The 22,108-nt window shown below is 41.5% G+C and carries 18 protein-coding genes; 3 read left to right on the top strand and 15 right to left on the bottom strand.

What is annotated here, in order from left to right; genetic code table 11:
- Positions 1–80: 80 nt before the first annotated feature.
- The 5 genes from NIE32_RS08835 to NIE32_RS08855 form a co-directional block, all read right to left on the bottom strand.
- Positions 81–731, bottom strand: coding sequence for an HAD family hydrolase (locus NIE32_RS08835; protein ID WP_253054930.1), 651 nt, complete (start codon positions 729–731; stop codon positions 81–83).
- 146 nt (positions 732–877) lie between these two features.
- Entirely contained in the window at positions 878–1,984 is a 1,107-nt protein-coding gene (menC, locus tag NIE32_RS08840; RefSeq protein ID WP_253054931.1) for an o-succinylbenzoate synthase, read from the bottom strand.
- Positions 1,975–2,805 (bottom strand): 2-succinyl-6-hydroxy-2,4-cyclohexadiene-1-carboxylate synthase, encoded by an 831-nt coding sequence (menH, locus tag NIE32_RS08845; protein ID WP_253054933.1) that lies wholly within the window; start codon positions 2,803–2,805, stop codon positions 1,975–1,977. The genes menC and menH overlap by 10 nt, the downstream gene beginning before the upstream one ends.
- A complete protein-coding gene (gene menD / locus NIE32_RS08850; protein WP_253054935.1) occupies positions 2,802–4,538 on the bottom strand; it encodes a 2-succinyl-5-enolpyruvyl-6-hydroxy-3-cyclohexene-1-carboxylic-acid synthase in 1,737 nt (578 codons plus the stop codon). The genes menH and menD overlap by 4 nt, the downstream gene beginning before the upstream one ends.
- Positions 4,535–5,932, bottom strand: a complete 1,398-nt coding sequence (locus tag NIE32_RS08855) for an isochorismate synthase (RefSeq protein ID WP_253076594.1) — start codon at positions 5,930–5,932, stop codon at positions 4,535–4,537. The genes menD and NIE32_RS08855 overlap by 4 nt, the downstream gene beginning before the upstream one ends.
- Positions 5,933–6,126: 194 nt before the next feature.
- Here NIE32_RS08855 and NIE32_RS08860 point away from each other — a divergent pair, with 194 nt between their 5' ends.
- Positions 6,127–6,825: a DUF1361 domain-containing protein gene (locus tag NIE32_RS08860; protein ID WP_253054937.1), complete on the top strand. Its 699-nt coding sequence runs from the start codon at positions 6,127–6,129 to the stop codon at positions 6,823–6,825.
- 71 nt (positions 6,826–6,896) lie between these two features.
- Positions 6,897–8,336 (top strand): 4-hydroxyphenylacetate 3-monooxygenase, oxygenase component, encoded by a 1,440-nt coding sequence (hpaB, locus tag NIE32_RS08865; RefSeq protein ID WP_253054939.1) that lies wholly within the window; start codon positions 6,897–6,899, stop codon positions 8,334–8,336.
- Between the two features lie 22 nt (positions 8,337–8,358).
- On the opposite strand, the gene NIE32_RS08870 is transcribed toward hpaB, so the two are convergent.
- The 3 genes from NIE32_RS08870 to NIE32_RS08880 all read right to left on the bottom strand — a co-directional run bounded on the left by NIE32_RS08870 (position 8,359) and on the right by NIE32_RS08880 (position 13,735).
- On the bottom strand, positions 8,359–10,224 hold the full coding sequence (locus NIE32_RS08870; RefSeq protein ID WP_253054941.1) for an ABC transporter ATP-binding protein: 1,866 nt from the start codon (positions 10,222–10,224) through the stop codon (positions 8,359–8,361).
- Positions 10,217–11,962, bottom strand: coding sequence for an ABC transporter ATP-binding protein (locus NIE32_RS08875; RefSeq protein WP_253054943.1), 1,746 nt, complete (start codon positions 11,960–11,962; stop codon positions 10,217–10,219). Before NIE32_RS08875 ends, NIE32_RS08870 begins: the two co-directional genes overlap by 8 nt.
- 108 nt (positions 11,963–12,070) lie before the next feature.
- A complete protein-coding gene (locus tag NIE32_RS08880) occupies positions 12,071–13,735 on the bottom strand; it encodes a PucR family transcriptional regulator (protein WP_253054945.1) in 1,665 nt (554 codons plus the stop codon).
- Positions 13,736–14,009: 274 nt separating this feature from the next.
- On the opposite strand from NIE32_RS08880, the gene ald reads away from it, so the two are divergent.
- Positions 14,010–15,146, top strand: a complete 1,137-nt coding sequence (ald, locus tag NIE32_RS08885; protein WP_253054947.1) for an alanine dehydrogenase — start codon at positions 14,010–14,012, stop codon at positions 15,144–15,146.
- 368 nt (positions 15,147–15,514) lie between these two features.
- Here ald and NIE32_RS08890 read toward each other — a convergent pair whose 3' ends face one another.
- The 7 genes from NIE32_RS08890 to NIE32_RS08920 are packed head-to-tail and all read right to left on the bottom strand — an operon-like array spanning position 15,515 to position 22,086.
- Positions 15,515–15,967, bottom strand: a complete 453-nt coding sequence (locus NIE32_RS08890; RefSeq protein ID WP_253054949.1) for an ASCH domain-containing protein — start codon at positions 15,965–15,967, stop codon at positions 15,515–15,517.
- 13 nt (positions 15,968–15,980) lie between these two features.
- The gene (locus NIE32_RS08895) at positions 15,981–16,976 is read right to left on the bottom strand and encodes a S66 family peptidase (RefSeq protein WP_253054951.1); all 996 of its coding nucleotides are present in this window, start codon (positions 16,974–16,976) and stop codon (positions 15,981–15,983) included.
- Between the two features lie 4 nt (positions 16,977–16,980).
- Positions 16,981–17,757: an aminoglycoside adenylyltransferase domain-containing protein gene (locus NIE32_RS14375; RefSeq protein ID WP_253054953.1), complete on the bottom strand. Its 777-nt coding sequence runs from the start codon at positions 17,755–17,757 to the stop codon at positions 16,981–16,983.
- Between the two features lie 6 nt (positions 17,758–17,763).
- Positions 17,764–18,198 (bottom strand): GNAT family N-acetyltransferase, encoded by a 435-nt coding sequence (locus NIE32_RS08905; RefSeq protein ID WP_253054955.1) that lies wholly within the window; start codon positions 18,196–18,198, stop codon positions 17,764–17,766.
- Positions 18,195–18,383 carry an autophagy-related protein 27 gene (locus tag NIE32_RS08910; protein ID WP_253076534.1) on the bottom strand — a complete coding sequence of 63 codons (189 nt, stop codon included), beginning with the start codon at positions 18,381–18,383 and terminating at the stop codon, positions 18,195–18,197. Before NIE32_RS08910 ends, NIE32_RS08905 begins: the two co-directional genes overlap by 4 nt.
- 35 nt (positions 18,384–18,418) lie before the next feature.
- On the bottom strand, positions 18,419–20,140 hold the full coding sequence (locus tag NIE32_RS08915; RefSeq protein WP_253076535.1) for an ABC transporter ATP-binding protein: 1,722 nt from the start codon (positions 20,138–20,140) through the stop codon (positions 18,419–18,421).
- Between the two features lie 23 nt (positions 20,141–20,163).
- On the bottom strand, positions 20,164–22,086 hold the full coding sequence (locus tag NIE32_RS08920) for an NAD(+) synthase (RefSeq protein WP_253076536.1): 1,923 nt from the start codon (positions 22,084–22,086) through the stop codon (positions 20,164–20,166).
- Between the last annotated feature and the right edge of the window lie 22 nt (positions 22,087–22,108).

Raw genomic sequence — 22,108 nt, forward strand, 5'->3', positions numbered from 1 at the left:
GCGATCCGTGAGCGTCTCGGTTAGCTCGTTTTCTGCGGGGTCAAGCTTGGCTCGCGAACAACAGGAACGCTCCGCAGGTGTTAGTGCTCATCTTTTAGAAGATCAGTAAACTGGCTGATTTTTGTCCAGTAGAAATCCGGATGTGCAGGGAATGAATTGGACTGTGATACAGGAAGCCACTGAACAGCGGCAGTATGAATACCCGCAGCTTTTCCTGCTATAATATCACCGTTTGCATCGCCAATATAGATTGAACTGTCGAGATCCGCTTCAAATTTCGTTAGTGTTCGATTAATGCCTTCGGGATCAGGTTTCGGATTAGAAACGTCATCACCAGTAATGATGCTGTCAAATACCCCTTTAAAACCAAGCTTTTCTTCTGATATCAGATAAGCTCTGTGTGCTTTTCCGGTAATAAGACCAATTTTCTTTCCCTGTTCTTTAAGGAACTTCAATAACGCAACGATTTCATCATTTTGTTCAACGAACTCCGCATGATCTTTCTCATATAATTCAAAGTAAAGTTCGATTGCTTCGGGCACCTTCGCTTTATTCATGAAATTGTTGGCGATCATCCCCTCTTCAGTCGGACCAAACATTGCGACTATTTCTTCATGGTTAAGAATGCGGCCTTCATATTTTTCAAAAACGATTTGCATCGCATGAATCGTCAGTGGCAATGTGTTGGCAAGTGTTCCATCGAAGTCAAAAAGCACATTTCTAAATTTCATTTATTTTCCTCCAAACCCTGGTTGGCTTACTTCTTATCTAAAATCAGTATCCTATCCGTCTCATAAAATTGTCAAAGATAATTTAATAATTCTTTTGTTTACATAATTTATTTAAAGTAAATTACTAGGATCATTTATCTTTTTGTTTATGAAAATACTTGAACTGATCTTGTCAATGATTCAAGCACATGCTGATTGATTCTAAATCCGATACCGGGTTTGTTAATCGGTACTTTGATTACCCCTTTGTTGACCTGAATTTCAGGTTCAATAATATCATGTGCCCAATAATGGTTGGATGCGAAAAGGTCTCCAGGGAGCGTGAACCCTGCTAATGAAGCTAAAGCAATATTATGTGCTTTAGCAATACCAAACTCGATCATTCCACCACACCAGAGCGGTACATGGATTTGTTCGCATAATTGATGGATTTTCAATGCTTCCGACCAGCCACCAAGTCTTGCCATTTTCATTGTAATGATTTTACAGCTCCCAAGTTGTGTGGCCGTTACCGCATCTTTATACGAACAAATGCTCTCATCGAGGCATATTGGTGTCTTTATTTGTTTTTGTAACAAAGCATGATCTGTGAAATCATTATAAGCAAGTGGCTGCTCCAACATCATTAAATGGTATTGATCCAGAGATTGTAAGTGATCAATGTCTTTTAAGGAATAATCGGAATTCGCATCAGCCATCAATTTTATATTGGGAACTAGTTTCCGAATGCCTGACAAAAGGTAGTGGTCGTTAAGATGGGAAATCTTTATTTTGAACCGTTTATACCCTGCTTCAGATAAGCGATCGATTTGTTCTACTGCTCGCTCTGGTTCATGCGCAGTAATTACTGCTCCCGCTTCAATCTTTTTCCTTTTAGAACCGAAAATAGTACCTATATAAACCCCTTTTTGCTTTGCATACAGATCCCAAATCGCTTGACTTAATCCTGATTTGGCCATGCGATTCCCTCGAACACCGGACCAAATCATATCAAGCTCCTCTGGTTGAAAAGTCGGCTGCTCGAGCAGGATCGGAATAAGGAAATCTTTAAGCATATGGTGACAAGTTTCGACCGTTTCTTCAGAGTACCATGGGCTTGAAAAAGGATCAGCTTCTCCATAACCGATGCGGCCTTCTCGATCCATCGCCTCAATGATTATTGCGACTCGTTGATTTACCTGCTGCAGATGTGTTGTAAACGGTCTATTCAGAGGAGACGAAATGAGTCGAACAGTCAGCGATTTCAGTTCCATGTGTGCTTCTCCTTCTGTTCCTTGATAAATGAGCGAATGATTTCTTGATACTCATCTGCACGTTCAAGGTGAACGGCATGTCCTGAGTGGGGGATGATTTCCCATTCGGAATCAGGCAGAAGCCTAGTCATTTCAGAAGCAATAGAGCAGAACTTATGATCCCACTCTCCGGTAATCAGTAAAACCGGCATCGTAAGTAATGGAAGATGTTCCCACCATGATGGCTGTGCACCCGTACCCATGCCTAACAAACTGCATGCCAGCGCTTGTTCTTTGTTTGCAAGTCTTTGATTTCTAAGGGCCATGCGTTTCTCTTCCGGAAGTTGCTTCTGCGATTCAAACAGGGCAATTGACTCCCAATGATTAACAAATTTTTGCATGCCATTTTCACGAATAGAAATCGCAAGCCTCTGATCATTTAATCGGCGCTCATGACGTTCTTTCTCGGTTCTTAATCCTGGAGATGAGCTCTCAAGTGTTAGGCTCATCACTCGATTAGGAAACAGGCAGGAAAAGCTGAGTGCCAGTCTGCCGCCCATAGAATAGCCAAGTACATGAACCTTTTCAATAGTTAATAAATCTAACAAATTGCAAAGATCGCGCGCTGCTTCGTTCATCGCATAGCGTTTTGGATCACCCGGGCTTTCCGTTTTTCCATGACCGATGATATCTACTAAGATTAGTTGATATTCATTAGCGAAAACATGCTCCATGAAACGCCAAGTGTCCATACTTCCCGTAAATCCGTGCAGAAGAAGCAGCGGTTCACCAGAACCCTTCAGCTCATAATGATAGGAAACGCCACGAATTTGAGCTTTCATGATAGCCATTCCTCTTCTATTCGGCTTTCGAGAAGTGACTGTAGGGCTCGATGGTTCGCAACATTCGTCTCTCGATCTGTTGGTACTTCAATGATCTTGAGCCCTCTTTTGGTCTTTGAAAACTCAAGTGCCTGTTGAAATTCAACCCAGTTCTTAACTTTGGTATAGTCGGCCCCATACAGACGAGCGGTATGGACAAAATCTAATCCATGTGGAGTACCGAAAAGTGATTCAAAATGTGCCTTCTCAGAAGCTTGTGGGAGAAAGGAAAAAATTCCTCCACCATCATTATTTACCAAGATAATGGTCAGATCGGCAAGATTTTGCCGTGCTGCAAGCAACCCATTCATATCATGAAAGAAACTCAAATCACCGAGAGCAAGAATTGTATTTTTCCTCGACAACGCAACGCCAACCGCTGTTGATACAACACCATCAATGCCATTCGCTCCACGATTTCCAAAAATGGTTGCAGAACGCTGTTTTACAAAGAGAAATGTATCAAGTTCTCTGATGGCCATGCTGTTACCAACGAATAAGTTCGCATCTTCAGGAAGCCATTCTGCAAGCTCCCTGAATACTTTTACTTCACTTAATTCTTGCTCTTCTTCAATGCCCGACAGTACTGACTTTGTGAGCTGATTTAAACGTTTCCATGAATTCAGCCAGTGCAATTCAGGTTGAATAGAGATCAATGGAGTCAAATCATCGCAGAAGATTTGTTCATCACAATAGATCATCTCTGTGGCACTTCCTGCCGGATCCCTCCAGCTCATTCCTCCGTCAACGACAATGTTCATACAGGTTTGATTTTGCATCCAAAGCTTTAGTGCTTTTGATACCGGTGGTGCACCTAAACGAATAATCAGATCCGGATTAAGTTTTAGCGCGGCCGATTCAATCCGTAGAAATGTATCATAGCTTTCAATGACGTTGTTCAGGTCATGTCCTCCGCGCCTGAGCTGAGAGAGCGGATCAGCAAGTATAGGAAAACCTGCTTTCGCAGCAAGAGCAGCCACACTTGATTCAATCCCAATAGATTCCATCTTGCCACAAATCAGAACACCCTTTTTCGCTTGTCCAATCTGTGCCGCAATCGTGACTAATTGAGTATTTGAAAGCGCGCGTTTGCCTTGTTCGACGGTAATCATGGTATTTTCGACATTTTGATTTCCAAACTCGAGCAGCTTTCCTGGAATGAGTGGTTCCCTGATTGGCACATTGATCTGTACCGGTCCTTGAGGAGCACTGGTCGATTCCGCAATTGACCGTGTTGTCATCGCCTGATTATATTTAAGTAAACTGAGATCATGTTCAGACATTTCAAATTGAAAGAAGTGTTTGACATGTTCGCCATACATATTCGCCTGATTAATCGTTTGAGGTGCACCGACATGTTGCAATTCATAAGGCCTGTCCGACGTGAGCACAATGAGTGGAACTCTTGAAAAATAAGCCTCAATAACTGCGGGATAGTAGTTCGCTGTAGCTGTTCCTGACGTGCAGAGGAGCCCCACCGGCTGTCCGGAACCCTTAGCTAATCCAAGTGCAAAAAATCCGGCAGAACGTTCATCAATATCAAGATAAGTCTTTATCTCAGCACATTCTTCCAGAAGAATTGCTAAGGGCGTCGAACGCGAGCCCGGACTAATCACGACTTCTCGGACATGATGCTGATGTAATGTATGAATAAATGAAGACAAATAATGGGTCATAAGTTCTTGATGGTTCATGATTTCCTCCCTGCGAACACATTCATCATTGGTTGAAATTTTATCGACGTCTCTTCGTATTCTTGAGCAGGAACGGAATCCCGTACCACCCCACACCCTGCAAATAACGTCACGCGTTCACTATTGATCAGAGCAGAACGAATGCCAACATGAAATTCACCGTTGCCATATCCGTCGCACCAGCCAATTGGTGAAGCGTAAAGTCCTCGATCCAACTTTTCATGCTTCGCGATCCAATCCATTGCGCTCGTGCGCGGAAGCCCTCCTAACGCAGGAGTAGGATGTAGCCGCTCGATCAAGTCGAATAGTGATCGATTAGGATCACAAACGCCATCAACAGGGGTATACAGGTGTTGGATATTTCTATTCTTCATTAAAATGGGCTGCTCCGGGATATTCAGCTGCTCACATAGACCCGCTAATGCGGAGCGAACAGTGTCCACAACATAGTGGTGCTCCAACCTATTCTTCCTGTCATTCAACAAAATTTCACCAAATCGTGCATCTTCATCGTCATCTTTACCACGCGCTATCGAACCCGCGAGACAAGCAGAATAGAGATGATTCCCGCTTTTTTTCACAAGCCGTTCCGGTGTCGCGCCAAGAAAACAAGATGTCCCTGCTTCCATACTGAATACACAAGTCTCAGGCTGCTGCTCGCGTAAATTGCTTAGCAAATCTTCGCTATGCATTGGCTTTTGAAATGTCAGTTTCCGCGTTCGTGCTAGGACAACTTTTTGTAGATCTGTTGTCTCCATGACCTTGACCGCTTCACCAACCAACCGTTTCCATTCTTCAGCGTTCTGATCCTGTGTCGTGATGAGCGGATTCTGATCCGTCGTGAAATCCGTTTTGGCACCAAATAATTGCTCTACCTGCTCCGCTAGATGGTTGCTTAACAGTTCCGGTTTATCATCAGCAGTACACACAACAGAACAGGTTAAATAGGACTGTTCCTTATCCGTTGTTAGTAAAAAAGTTGGAAGATAAAAAAGTCCAAAACCAAAAGACTGCCAGTGATCAGATGGGGTTGTTTTGTCGTCGAATGAGAATCCACCAAAAAGAAGCAAACCTGTTGCCTGTTTGCCTTTAATTCCTGATATAACGGCATGATTTTGAATATACGCCCACTCATCTTTCAGTTGTTCATATTTTAACGTACGGCCGGCATTGATCGACAAGGCCGCACCGATCCCTGCTAATACAACATCGTGATCCTTATTTTCCCAATAGAATCGTTGTCCGTTATATCGTTTTTGAGCGACTCGATAGAAAGCAAGTGGATCAATCTTTTCAATTTTTTGGGTGATGCATGCAATATACTTTTGCTTCGTTTCACGCGCCTTTGAAATCGCACGTTGAATGGTATCGATAGAGTCATTTCCATTTAACACGGCCAAAACTATCACCTATTATCATTTCAATTGTGAACATAAGATGTCTTTTTAAAGATAACCTTCACAATAATGGCTGTCAATTTAAGAGTCCAGAAAGATTCTGTTTTATCATTGAGATGATTATTGCCGCAACCGACTTAATATAATGTTTTAAAGCAGAAGTCTAACCTAAGCTGAAAGGTTTTGATCATATGTTCAACCAGAAAGTGACTGTTGCGAAACCGATGATCATCAGTTGTTTGCTATACATACTTTTCAGCATAATCACATTCATTTTGACGAAGCGTTTTATTCATCTTATGATTCTATGGAATCTTTTCTTGGCAGCTCTTCCACTTCTCTTTGCACGATTATTCGTAATTTATTCTGAGCAACGCGTTTGGCACAAATGCCTTTTCTGTAGTTTCTTGTGGTTACTGTTCTTCCCAAATGCACCCTATCTTTTGACCGATGTCATTCATCTTCAAGGGATCTCTTTTTACAGCATTAGCGAAGACCATGCAGTGATTTATTCGTCAAACCTCCTAGATTGGATGAGTCTCGTTCATCTCGGAGTTGGTATCTTTATCGGTACATGGTCAGGAATGCTTTCCTTGATGATTCTGCATCAATGGATGATCCGGCGACTGCATCGTTTTCTTGTGAATACCCTACTGTTCATTGTCTACATCGTCAGTGGATTTGCTATCTATCTTGGTCGTTTTCTGAGATTGAATTCATGGGATCTTTTTCAGCCGTTCGCCTTCTTTGAGAAAATATCTAAGAGTATTTCAGTATTCTCCGTCGGTTTTTCATTACTTTTTGCATTGTATATCTGTCTTATTTATAGTTTTTGTTCCTTTATATTTTTGAGTGGGACAGGTTCAAAGCAAAAGTTCGGTAGGTGGTGAACTCTAATCATGTCATGACCTTCATATCTTCTCATAAAAATAAGTAACTGAGAAAAATTGGAGTGATCAGGATGTCTTGCATCGATGGTAAAACGTATGTAGAAAGAATAAATCAGCTAAATAATGATGTATGGATAAATGGAGCAAAGATCACTGGTCATCTCTCTGAACACCCCGCTTTCAACGGCGTAATGAAAAGCCAGGCAAAGCTGTATGACATGCAGCATGATCCTGACTATCAAGAGATCCTAACTTATCAATCACTGAACAGGAGTTATCGAATAGGCATGTCCTATTTGGAACCGAAAACGAAAGAAGATCTTGTGAAGCGAAGGAAAGCATTTCAAGTTTGGGCACGTCAAAGTGTAGGAATGATGGGACGATCACCCGATTACATGAATACAGTTGTGATGACCTTTGCCGCTTGTGCCGAGCTATTCGGTGATAAGCAATGTACAGAGAATATGCGAAACTTTTATACCTATTGCACGCAACATGATATTTCTCTGACCCATACATTTATTCAACCTCAAGTGAATCGTTCCGCTCTCTATTTCGAGAACGAATCGGACGCAATAGCTGCGCGCGTGATCGAGGAGAATAAAGATGGTCTTGTCATTCACGGTGCCCGTTTGCTTGCAACGCAAGGTGGGATGACTGATGAACTGCTTGTATTTCCAACAGGTGCTTTCCACTTTGACAGTGCGTATGCATACGCATTCTCTATACCTTCAAATACCACCGGTTTAAAATTTTCATGCCGTGAATCCTTTCATGTTGATGAGAGTGGATATGATCATCCACTCAGCTCCAGATTTGAAGAAGTGGATACCGTAGTATTTTTTGATCATGTCACTGTTCCTTGGGACAGGGTCTTTCTCCACAACAATACCGATGTTGCAAGTCGTCTTTATACAGATAGTGGGTTCATGCCTCATCAAATTCATCAAGTGACATCAAGGAATGTGATTAAAACCGAATTTATTCTTGGCGTCCTTCAATCAATGATCGATGCCATTAATATCGGTGAATACCAGCATATTCAAGAAAAAATCTCTGAGGTGATTGTCACGCTCGAAACACTCAAAGCACTACTGATTGCCTCCGAGGTACACGCCTCATTGGATCAATGGGGAACGATGACCCCTGACCGAAAACCACTATTCGCCGCAATGAATTTGTTTCCCCGAATTTATCCTCGCTTCATTGAAATCATGCAACTGATCGGTGCGAGTGGGTTGGTATCCATTCCTTCTGACAAGGATTTCCAATCTCACATAGGCAAAGAGTTAAAGCATTATTTACAATCTGCAGATCGTGACGGGTATGAAAAAGTAAAGCTGTTTCGGCTTGCATGGGATTTATCGATGAGTGCCTTTGCCGGGAGACAAACATTATACGAACGTTTCTTTTTCGGGGATCCTGTTCGACTTGCCTCCGGACTATACCGTGACTATGACCGCACGGAATATGTGAACTGGGTAAAAGAGTTCCTAAAAAGGAAGGAATAAAAAATGTTAAAAAATCTTCCATTCACTTTTCAGGATCATTAGCAAATACAAACTGATCTTGATACATTTTGAAGTAAATGCCCTTCTTTTGTATGAGCTGTTGATGTGTACCTTTTTCGGCAATCATTCCGTCCCTTACAACGAGTATCTGATCTGCATCTCTGATTGTTGATAAACGGTGAGCAATTACAAAACTGGTTCTTCCTTTTGTTAATCGTGCCATACCTTCCTGAATTATCCGTTCCGTCTCTGTGTCCACATGACTCGTCGCTTCATCCATGACCAGTATAGCTGGGTCAGAAAGCAAGGCCCGGGCTATCGTTAATAACTGCCTTTGCCCCTCACTTAGATTTTCACCATTCCCTTGGAGCAACGTGTGATAACCATTTTCAGAAGTGCGAATAAAATCATCAGCATTTGCGGCAATCGCTGCACGTCGGATTTCTTCATCTGTAGCATCTAGCCGTCCATAGCTCAAATTATCTTTGAAACTCCCATGAAAGAGATAGGTATCTTGAAGCACCATACCGAACAAGCTACGATAATCCGACCTGCGAAACTCATGAATGGGAATACCATCAAGCAAAACTTTTCCGCTGGTGGGGTCGTAAAATCTTGTGAGGAGATTAATTATTGTCGTCTTACCTGCCCCGGTCGGACCGACCAAGGCGACCATTTCACCAGGACTGACATGAAATTGTATATGAGTCAAAATCAGATGATTGGGATCATAACCAAACGAAACGTCGTGAAACTCAATTTCTCCTTTGCAATTGTTTCGATTAATCGCAATAGCCTCATCTTTGTCCGGTAACTCTTCCTTTTGATAAAGCACTTCAAACACGCGCTCCGCACCGGCAACGGCAGAAAGCAACGTATTAAAGATACTGGCAACATCATTAAGTGGGCGGGAAAAAAATCTTGAATAGGTGAGAAAACTAGCAATCATACCAACCGATATCATATTGTATACAGCTAAATAGCCCCCCACAGAGGCAACCGCAGCAAATCCTAAATTATTAATGACATTCATTAATGGCATCATATACCCAGACCATACTTGAGCCTTCATGCCAACATCAGTCAACCGTTGATTGATGGCTGTGAATTTATTGATCTCTTGATGTTCATGACTGAACGCTTTGATGATACTGAGTCCCGAAATGGATTCCTCGATTTGACCATTAAGCGTGCCCAACTCATTCTGTTGGGCAACAAAGAGTTTGGAGGTTCGTCCCGCAATAGTCTTCGTAACGAGGAAAACAAGCGGTACAATCATTAGCGTAGCAAGTGTCAGAACCGGGCTAATCCAAATCATCATAACGAGTGAACCTGTAATCATGATTACATCATTTATCAACTGAACAGTGGATTGGGAAATGGTGACATCGATATTTTCGATATCATTTGAAAAGCGGCTCATAATCTCACCGTGATGATGTCGATCGAAAAAAGCAATGGGCAGTTTATGCAGCTTTTGAAACAAGCTAGATCGTAACCGTACAACCATTCGCTGTCCAGCAGAAGCCATCAGCCATCCTTGTAGAAAAGTGAGCAGACTATCGGTCACATAGCACAGACCTAATAGGATCAACAGTTCTATGAGCATAGAAAAATTCATAGCATGCACCCGAACACCAATTTGATTAACCGAAAGGCCAATAAAATAAGGAATGAGTAAAGACACAACCGCATCCAATAGGATCAAGGCAAAGATAAAATAGAGTGCTCTTTTTTCATGTACAAAATAACCCGCTAATCGTTTGACTGTTGCGACCATCCGTTTTGGCTTTTCAACTGGTGCAAATCGGGCTGCGCCCCTTCTTCTGTTGGGCCTACCAGGCATCATACGACCATTAAAACTCTGTGAGGATTTCTTTTCAGCCATGGCTTTTTGCCCCTTTCATCAATTGAAGCGCGCACACATTTTGGTAGAATGGTGACTTTTTGATCAGTTCAGCATGTGTACCAATTGCCTCAATTTTCCCATGATTTAACACCAAAATTCGATCAGCATCCATGATTGAGGAGACTTTTTGTGAAATGATCACGCAAGTCAATTGTTGAACGGTTTTCTTTAAATGTGTACGAATACGCTTATCTGTTTGTGCATCAACAGCACTCGTGGCATCATCTAAGATTAAAAGCTCCGGCTTTCTGATAATGGCCCGAGCGATCGAAATTCTCTGCTTTTGTCCACCGGATAGATTGACTCCACCTTGTCCGATCATCGAATAATAACCATCAGGAAGGGCTTGTATAAATTTATCTGCGTCTGCAATTCTTGCGGCTTCAATAACTTCTTCGTCTGTTGCCTTTTCATTTCCCCAGCGGATATTCTCAATAATTGTCCCACTGAATAATAGGGATCGTTGTGGTACGATTGACACTTTTCGATGGAGAACTTCTTCATTGTAACGTTTGAGATTTTTACCTCCAAGTACTATTGATCCTTGATCAGGATCATAGAAACGCAGAATTAGATTTGCCAAGGTCGATTTTCCAGAAGCGATAGGTCCTATAATACCGATTGTTTCTCTGCGATAGATTTTAAAATGAACATCACTTAAAACAGGCTTATGCGATGCTTTTTCAGCAAAGGAGAAGCTCACATGATTAAACTGAAGTGCCTCTCGTTCATTATAACCAGGCTCAGCTTTCATCTCGTTCGGAAAATACATGTCCGGCTTGGTAACCATCACTTCTCCAATTCGTTCCGCTGATGCTCTTGCACGAACAAGCATGTTAAAGGCATTGTTCACCATCATGATTGCGAAGAGCAGCTGCATCATATAATTTGTAAAAGCAATTATTGAACCGACATGCATGGACCCATTGTTCACGCCTAATCCGCCAAACCAGAGCAATGCAATAATTCCTATGTTTACGGATAAATTAATCAGTGGGCCAAAGATGCTACCGATTTTTGAGGCAGTTGCGGACAAATGTCCAAGTTGTTCATTATTTTTATCAAATCGTCCTTGTTCATAACTTGACCGATTAAACACTTTTACTACGCGAATGCCTGATAAGTATTCCTGCATTGAACGGTTGACATGATCTAAAGCTCGTTGCACTTTTCGAAAGTAAGGGTAGCTAACCTTCATATTTAGATAAATGAGCAATGCAATGATTGGCGCAATACCGAGTAAGATTAATGAGAGCTTAGGATTCAGAGAAATAGCCATAATTAGACTCCCAATACCAACAAGTGGCGCTTTCATCATGATCCTCATCATTCCGTTCGCAAAGGTTTGTACCCGAGTGACATCATTTGTTAGTCGGGTAATCAACGTTGCATGACCAAAACGATCGATTTGTGGCTGCGTCAAGTTTTGTATTTTTATGTAGAGATCCTTTCTCAAATCCTGAGCAAATTTCTGAGAAACAAATACGGAAAGGATATTTCGGGTGCAGGCACAAAACGCACCAAATAAAGTAATGAGTAGCATAACTAGTCCATATTTCTCAATTATTGAGAGATTGGAATGAGCAACACCTTGATCAATAATCCGTGACATAAGTGCTGGCTGCATCAAATCTACTAAAGCTTCAAGTGAAAGAAAAAATAGGGCCATAAAAAATCGAATCCGGTATTTTTTCCAATAAATATGAAGATAATTCATGGAATACCTTCTTTCTCAAGTAAAACGATCCGTAGTCCTTGTAAAACAATAAGAATCATTACAAAAATATTGTGCTGCTCCGCAAGCCAATTTCTTCGGCAGTTTCATTTATTGCTTGACTTCTGGTGCAGCGTTACTCAGCGGATTACCCAGTAAAGCCATTTCTAGGCAATGACGGCGCTGGGGTTCAAAAAAGTCTTCACCCAGAATATCACGAATTTTCTCTAACCGGTTATATAAGGTCTGTCGATGAATGAACAGCTTCTTTGCCGTCTCTCCTTTTGAGCCCATACATTTAAAATACATATCAAGTGTTTCGATAAGGTTAAGATGATGTTTATGGTCATAATCAATTAATTTTCCAAGCTGGTCCTTGACGAAATCTATGAGTATTGGCTGAGGTACCGATTTTAACAATTGATAGACCCCCATTTTTGCATAGAAAATGCAACGCTGCATTGTTGGTACAGACTGTGAAACTTCAATGACTTGATAAGCTTCATTAAAACTAATCCATACATCAAGCAGCTTAGTTTTTGTTTTTCCAAAACCGATATGAAACTGTAACCCGGTTAATGCCTGCTCAATATATTTTTGCAAACCACCAGTCAATCCTAGAATATTACCATACAATGCCTGCTGGGACTCGTGATTCACTTTCTCTTTCGCACAGAGTAAATAGATTTGATTATTCTTCATCATCAATAAATGGTGCATTTGGTACCGCTTCAGAAGGGAACGGATTAAGACAAGAATATCTTGATTACGTGCTTCCATACGTTCCGGTCCTGCTTCGATGACATTGTGTTCAAACTCAATAACTCCGCCGATGAAACTATATTTTTCCCCATTTGGCGACGGCAAACCCATTCTCATCTGCGCTTGTTCTTCACTCTCAATCTGTCGACTTAAAATGTCCTGAATTAATTCATTTTGGTTACGTAGTATTTTTTCTTCAAGAAACTGTGTTCGAAGTAGGACCGTTGCTACTGCTTTTGACGTATAGTCAATTAACAGTTTCATATATTCACTAGGATGCGTCTGATGGAGCACCATCCCAATAAATGAAAAAACTTGACCAAAGCAAATCACAGGCTGAATCAAAAGATAATGATGATCATCCATCTTCCAAATCTCCGTCTCTTGGATCTGATCAAAGTCTTTTATCCTCTGGTTGCAAAATGCGTTGATCGTTTCAGCAGTTTCTGAAGTGACCGACGGATAAAATTTATTTGATTCAATTGTTGAAAGATAGACAATCTGTCGATCAGAATAATTTTGTAAGAGGCGAAGAATAGCCGGAATATCTGTACTCTGTAAAATGAGCTGTTGCTGCTGCTGTGAAAATTGTTCAAGGTTTTTCAAAAGTCCGAAATGCTGGTTAATCAAGAATGAATGAATATCTTGAGTAATTTCTTCGAAGCGAATCGGCTGTCGGAACAGTATGAGTGGAAAATCATACTGATCACAGAGATCAATAATTTCTTCCGGAATGTCGTCTACGGTTGTGCCGAATTCAATGCAAAGACCTGAAGTCTCGTGATCAATAATCTGTCGCGTATAATCAAGTCCCTCTTTAACCGATCGTTTCAACCATAGTCCAGTAGTTAGAATGAGATCATGTTTGCTGACATATGGAGCAGCATGTGTAATCTCGAGAATATGAACCCATCGAACTTCACGAAACACACCACGATCGCCAGCAATCAGGGCAGCACGCTGAAAAAGCGGCCGTTTCAGTACATCGATTACACAAAAAGGACGTTCATCCATGAATAAGCCCCTCCCAATGTCGTATTAACTGCCTTTATTTGTCATGTTATCTAACACGGAACGAAAATGTCAAGTAATTTACCAAATCACTAGACAAAACGTATGATGAAACGAACTGATTTTGTTTGTACTATTCTAACTAAGGGATAACACGGAAGTGATCTAAAGGGATGAGTTACATTTCTGGTACGAGTAAAGAAACAATTCATCGGCATAGATCAAGTTATCTGGCTATTCAATCATTGGTAGTACTAAAAATAGGGGGCAAACACTCATGATTATCGGTATTCCGAAAGAATTGAAGAACAACGAACGTCGTGTCGCAATCACTCCAGCAGGTACTTATCATTTAGTACAAGAAGGTAATATCGTTTACGTTGAGACACTCGCTGGAGCGGGTGCCGGATTTTCAGATCAGCAATACGAAGAAGCCGGAGCAGTGATCACCTCAGCTGAAAAAGCATGGTCCGCTGAAATGGTTATTAAAGTGAAAGAACCTGAAGCTGAAGAATTCCATTTCTTCCATGAAGGATTAATTCTGTTCACCTATCTCCATCTTGCTCCTGCAGTCGCTGCCGGTCTGACAAAAGCGCTCGTTGATAACAAGGTTGTCTCTATTGCGTATGAAACCGTACAACGTGCGGACCGTGTATTGCCGCTCCTTCAACCAATGAGCGAAGTTGCAGGAAGAATGGCTGTTCAAATCGGTGCTCAATATCTTGAAAAATTCAGTGATGAAGCCGGAAAAGGTATTCTGCTTGGTGGTGTTCCTGGTGTATCACGCGGAAAAGTGACGATCATTGGTGGCGGTATTGTTGGAACAAACGCTGCAAAAATAGCTGTTGGGCTTGGTGCTGATGTTACGATTCTTGACATTAGTGCTGATCGACTTCGTGATCTTGATGATATTTTTGGGAACTCATTGAATACAGTAATGTCCAATCCATATAATATTGCTGAATCCGTTAAAGAAGCTGACCTTGTAATCGGAGCTGTCTTAATTCCAGGTGCAAAAGCTCCAAAGCTTGTCACTGAAGAAATGGTTGCTTCGATGAAAGAAAACTCGGTCATTGTCGACGTTGCTATAGACCAAGGCGGTGTGGTTGAAACGTCTGATCACAGCACAACGCATGATGATCCTACGTATACGAAGCATGGCGTCATTCATTATGCTGTTGCGAATATGCCTGGTGCAGTACCTAACACGTCTACGCTTGCTCTGACGAATGTTACTATTCCTTACGCTGCAAAGATCGCGAGCAAGGGCTTTATAAAAGCATGTCTAGAAGATGAAGCATTACTTAGAGGTTTGAACACATTGGATGGGTTTGTTACATTCAAAGCTGTGGCAGACGCACATGGTTTGGAATACAAGTGCGCAAAGGATTTGCTCGGAACAGCAAAAGTTTGATTGAATCATTGGTACGTTTAAGTCTTTTAAATTGTCATTCTGTGGCTCTTAATAATAACTGACCCCCTGCTAATCTACAGGGGGATTTTTTTGCAAGAAAAACTGGATGACAAGTCCTTGATCTTGCAACAATTATGCTTCGATTGCTTGATTGCCACGAGACATTTCGTACAACAGGCAATTGTTTGCATGGGTTATCTGGCACCTTGATCCAGGCTTCTCGCATCTTTGCTCATTTTTGAGCAAGAGTTTATAAACGTTTATCCATGTAAATCGAGCATTTTATATTTTCTTCCAAGCGGTGTCCCGCTACTCTCAATCGGCCATGACTATTTTTATCTAAAAAAGATGATTATTCATTTACTCCTTTAGATTCTTGATGCATAACAATCCACCACTTTAAATCGTTCACAAACAACAAGCATGTCGTTACGAAACGTGCGACCGATTTCAGCAAGTTCTTTTTTGAAAAATTCTTCATGCACTGCATACCAGTACCGATAACTGCGATCCCCTTCCCCTTCTGCATATGCGTGAGAAGCAGGTACCTCGTTCATCGGCATCACCGTTACATCTATCGTTCTTGTGATACACGCTGGTTCATCCTGGCTATTAAGAATAATATTGAATTCGCCAACTTTTGGCAACGTTTCATGTTCGAGCTCATAGAAGAGATACGCGGAACACGTTGCTGTCTTAATTCCCTTCAGCACAAGATCTGCCAAATGGTCCGGATCAGCCCCGAATTTCCATGCAGTTACCGTCGCTGGCTCGTTACCTTGCCAAAATTGTTTCCAATATGTTTCCGATGCTTGATTCACGTGATTCGTCCCCTTACGTACCCAATTTGTTAATCCATACTGATGGATGACTTTCATTTGCATCAATTGAAACTTCCGCACCGATTGGCATCGTTAGCATCGGTTGGGTGTGACAACAGTCAAAATTAGCAATAATAGGTACTCTTGTACCATGCAAAACTTCAAGCAATAGATCCAATGGTGTTCGTCCGGTACCCTCATCATCAAACCGTTCATGCTTCCCAAGAAGGATGCCACGGATCCGATCAAAGACTCCATTAACTTTCAACAAAGAAAAATTTTTTTCTACCTGTGATGCATTCTTCTGAGAATCTTCGATAAGTAAAATGTCCCCTTCTTTTATTTCAGGCATATATGGACTTCCCCAAAAACCATTGATCGTGTTTAGATTTCCGCCTATGAGTCTTCCTGTTGCGTTTCCACCATTAACACCTATCCAATGATTTTGTCGGCGTGCTTTCTCCCGTTCCATTCTTTCCCAATTGATTCCTTCGTCCGTCCAATATTGGGGCTTTGGCACTTCAAAAGGAAATTGTATCGTTTGACAAAACATTTTATCAAAATATCTATAGGTTTCATCAACATAGGGTGGAAATTCACCAAAAGATGGCACTAGGGCAGGACCGTAATAGACTTGAAAACCCGTCTGAGCGTATATGGCAAGAAGAATTGCCGTAACATCTGAGTAGCCGATCATGATTTTCGGATTTTTCTTAAATGCATCATAGTCAATATAAGGAAGTAGCGCGTTTGAATTTGTACCCCCAATAGTTGACATAATCATTTTTATGTCCTTAGTTTGGATCAACTGATTTAACTCATCCGCACGTTCCTCAATTGAACCTGACCGATAATAATCCGATTTGCCCGTTAAACGTCCTTCAATGATTTGAAATCCCTTTGATTCAAGAAATTGTTTCGCCCTTGCAAAACGCTTTGGCGATGTTGCCGTAATCGGAGATGATGGAGAATAAATCCCGATCTTATCCCCCTTTTCCAAAAAATACATACACTCACTTCTTTCTAGATTCAACACATTGATTTATCTCATTGAGCATAAAAGCACTAAATGGGATTCGAACGTTAATCGGAACATTTGTGTCCAAAACGAATGATCGATAGTTGTCCAATGAACATTGAATCACCTTATGCCAACGAAGATCCAATGCTTTTAATGCCCACTCTGCACCTTGAACTTTTGACATCACTTTTCCGCTTCTTAAATAACCAAGAACGCGACATAGATTGAGGATCGTGTACGTGGGCTGGTTGATGATCATTTCTGGCGCGTCCTTAATATCATTAAAAATGCTTTTAAAATAATAGTGTTCAGGTACTTCGCCAAATACTTCTGCAATTGGCTTCCCATAGAGAACGATACCGCATTGTTTGATCACTGTGAAGTGACCGGCAAGATCAGGATCTGTCTTGCCATCCGTTGCACATAAGCGACTAGGCTCTTTAAGATAAGTATCCCGCCACATCATTGAATAATGAAGTTCATAAGGCGTAGGATAACAAAAATGCCGGCAATGCATTGCCAGCACAACACTCATCTCGAATCCTTTTAACGGAGCTCTTTCGTAATTTTTTTCAAGTACAGTAAGTAAGGCCAATTTTTCCGTAATGGTTAGCTTGGTTTTGACTACCACGATGAAATCAAGATCACTTTTAAGTGGATGATAACAACCAAAAGCTAATGATCCATGAACATAGAGACCGACGAATTGGTCACCTAAAAGATCAATATACTTATTTTTGATCGTATCGAGGATCTCCCATGCTTGCACACACATTCACTCCGCCAGCTCTTTCCTAAATACATAACTTGTCTTGTCATAGCCCATTTTTTCTTGATAAAAACGATGGGCATCTTGTCGTTGCAAACCGGTGGATAAAGAAATAACTGAATAGCCATGTGCCCCCGCCCATTGTTCTACAGCATCTAGTAATTGCTTCCCATAACCTTTAGATCGACAAGCTTCATCTGTAACCAAATCACAGACCCACACCGAGGGACCATTATATAAAGTAGTCATCGGCATAAAACCCGTAACCGCTACAATTTGTTCCTGCTCAATCAATGCCATTAAATGATACCCTTCATTTTGGGAAGCTTGATTAACGAGTTCAAGGTATGTGTCTTCATTCACCGTTCTTCTTAACTGTCTTATTACAGGAAAGGCAGCCTTCCATTCCTCCACAGTCTTTAATTCACGAATACTGCTCATTTGGGTTCGCCCGTCGATTCATTTTGAGATTGATTATCTTTTCGAAGTTCATCGCGAATCTCGCGAAGATATCGATTGTGTTCTTTCATTAAATTTACAACGTGAATGATCATATAGATCACAAATACCCAGAACGCAATGATAATGAGAATAGAAAAAAAGCCAAAGCCAAAACCTGCCATCATCAGAACCCGCTCCTTTTGTTTCCATATCTAAGGGATTACATAGTCCTACTAAATTGTGATTCATACAATCGGCTGTACACGCCGCCTTTTTTCAACAACTGGTCATGTGTACCTTGCTCATCTATTCCATTTTCCGTAACCACAACAATACGATCAGCATTTTTGATCGTCGCGAGGCGATGCGCAATAATCAGTGTTGTCCGCCCTTCAGAAAGTGTTTCAAGGGATTGTTGAATAACGAGTTCTGTCGCAGTATCAAGTGCGGAGGTCGCCTCGTCCAAAATCAGAATAGAAGGATCTTTCAAGAACATGCGCGCAATCGAAAGTCGCTGTTTCTGTCCACCTGACAGTTTGACGCCACGCTCTCCGACAACAGTCTCCAGTCCATTCGGCATACGAGCGACCGTTTCCTCTAAATTCGCTAATTTGATCACACGCCAAATTTCCTCATCTGTTGCATCCAATTTTCCGTACGCAACATTTTCGCGAAGCGTTCCCGAAAAGAGAAAGACATCTTGTTGAACGAGCCCGATATGCTTTCTTAATGACGCCAATTTTAAATCACGAATATCGATACCGTCTATCATTATTCGCCCAGTGGACACATCATAAAATCGGGGTAACAGACTACATAATGTTGTCTTTCCTGCACCTGTTGGGCCAACAAATGCAACCGTCTCACCTGGATGAATATGTAAATTGATGTGAGTTAGCACTGGTTTTTTCCCTTCATAGCCAAACGTTACATCACAATAATCAATCGCTCCATAAATGGCGTCTATTGTGATCGCATCCTGCCTATCCACAATCTCCGGTGCTTGATTCTTCAATTTCATAAATCGCTTGAAACCGGCAATTCCTTTTGGATAGAGTTCAATAATCGCGTTAAACTTTTCAATCGGTTGAACAAATACATTAGAAAGAAGCAAAAAAGCAACAAATTGACCACTGCTGAGCTGGCCGTGAATAACAAACCAAGAACCGCTTACTAATGTGAATAAAGTGATTAAGCGCATAAAGAAATAGTTTGTTGTGACACTCGTTGCCATAATTTTATAAGAAAATAATTTTGCTTTCCTGTAGATTTTATTATTTTCTTTGAATTGATTCTTTTCATAGCCCTCATTCGAGAATGCCTGCACGACACGTACGCCACCAACCGCATTCTCAACATTTGCGTTAAATAGAGCAATATCTTGATAGATTTGATCGGTTGCATGCGTCATTTTCATGTTAAAAAGCGTGATGAATGCGCCAAGTATTGGCACCAGAACAAACGTAATACAAGCTAGTTTCCAATTGATGGATAGCATTAAAAAAAAGGCTCCGAATAACGACATGAGTGCGATAAAGATATCCTCGGGACCATGATGCGCCGTTTCACCAATATCAAAAAGATCAGTTGTTAGTCGTGACATCATATGACCGGTTTTGTTGTTATCAAAGAAATGAAAAGATTGTCTCTGGATGTGTTCAAATAATTCTTGTCGAATATCCGTTTCAATATTGATGCCCAGCATATGCCCCCAATACGTGACAACGTAATGCATCAGCGTATTCACAATGTAGAAAAACAGAAGTCCTGCAGTTGCTAAGAGAATGATCGACCAATCCTTTCCAGGAAGCAATCGATCAATCACCTGATTTACAGCGATTGGAAACAAAAGTTCGAGTAAAGCAAGGAAAACTGCACAAGTAAAATCAAGAAAAAACAATTTCTTGTATGGTTTATAGTAGGATAAAAAGCGCCAAATCACCGGCTTCCCTCTCTTTCGCTCTTTTAAAGTTCATCCATCCACAGCTGCCGACTTGCGTCTGAAGGCATGCGCCAATCCCCTCGTGGTGACAAGCTGACCGTTCCGACTTTTGGTCCATCTGGAATCGCCGAGCGTTTAAATTGCATTGCAAAGAAACGTTTGATGAACATCTGAAGCCACTTCCGGATCGTTGCTTCATCATAGGTATCGGAAAATGCTTGTTTTGCAAGAAATAGAATTTTTGCAGGTGCGAATGCATTGCGTACGAAATAGTAAAGGAAGAAATCGTGAAGTTCATAAGGCCCGACAATATCCTCAGTCTTCTGTGAAATTTTTCCTTCACTACTTTTCGGAAGGAGTTCAGGTGTCACCGGTGTGTCAAGCACATCTATGAGAATGGCAGCAATTTCTGCATTTGTTTCTTCTTCAGCTACATAACGAACCAAATAGCGTACAAGAGTTTTTGGTACGGAGCAATTTACCGCATACATGGACATATGATCACCGTTATAGGTGCTCCATCCGAGAGCCATTTCGGAAAGGTCACCGGTACCGATCACTAACCCGCCTTCCTTGTTGGCTATATCCATCAAGATTTGGGTGCGTTCACGCGCCTGTACATTCTCATACGTAACATCATGAATGGCAGGGTCATGACCAATATCCTTAAAGTGCTGGAGGCATGCCGCGACTATAGACACTTCACGAAAATCTGTTTCAAGCTTTTTACAAAGAGAAACAGCATTTTGATAAGTTCTGTCCGTAGTACCGAATCCTGGTAACGTCACGGTAACAATGTCTTTATGATCGTAGCCAAGCATATCAAAGGTTTTTACAATGACAAGTAAAGCTAGGGTTGAATCCAATCCACCTGAAATTCCAATAACTGCTTTTTTCATTCCGGTATGCTCCATACGCTTCGCAAGCGCAGCAGACTGAATATTAAAGATCTCACTGCACCTCAATTCCCTCTGCTTAAGATCAGAAGGAACAAACGGATGCTTATCTACTGTACGATCAAATTTTCCGTATGCCATATCGTTAAATCTGAAAGTCACATGACGAATCGCGTATGGGGCGATAGAAGTTGCTTCTCGGAAACTGATGTTCTTAATCCGCTGCAAATTCAGACGATCAAGATCAATGATCGATGTGACAATTTCATTCGTTCTCTGGAATCGCGTATTCTGCTTCACTAAGTTGCCATTCTCTGCAATGAGCATCTCACCACCAAAGACGACATCGGTCGATGACTCTCCGGTTCCGGCTCCTGCATAAATATAAGAACCCATGCATTTCGCACTTTGCGATTCAACAAGTGAACGTCGATAATCAGATTTGCTTACGACTTCATTTGATGCTGAGAGATTACCAATGACTTGAGCCCCATGAAGACTTAGGTAACTGCTTGGCGGAACCACACTCCACAAATCTTCACAGATTTCAAATCCAAACTGGCAAACCCCACTCTGAAAGAGCAAATCGGTACCAAAAGGCACATCTTTTTGGAATGACAAAGTCACCAGTTGATTAAGAACACCTTGTCCGGAAGTAAACCAGCGGCGTTCATAAAATTCTTCATAGTTCGGTATGTATTGTTTTGGAACGATGCCAAGGACTTTCCCTTCAAAAATGAGGTACGCACAATTATAGACATTTGTTTGTGCGTAGAGCGGAGCACCGACTGCAATCAATAGATCTTTACCTTTGCTGTACTCGCAAATCGTCTTAACCCCGGCTTCTGACTCATCCAACAACACTTTTTGCAAGAATAAATCTGCACAAGTATAGGATGTAATGCTGAGCTCTGGGAAAACAATAAGCTTCACCTTTTGATCGACTGCTTCATCGATACACTTCTTAATATTGTCCACATTTGCGCGGACATCTGCGACACGTGTCACCGGACATGCTGCAGCAACACGAATAAAATTCAATGCTGTCATTACTTACCCTCCGATCAGGCTT

Origin of the sequence: Sporolactobacillus kofuensis (assembly GCF_024125425.1) — a bacterium.
GTDB classification, from domain to species: Bacteria; Bacillota; Bacilli; order Bacillales; family Sporolactobacillaceae; genus Sporolactobacillus; species Sporolactobacillus kofuensis.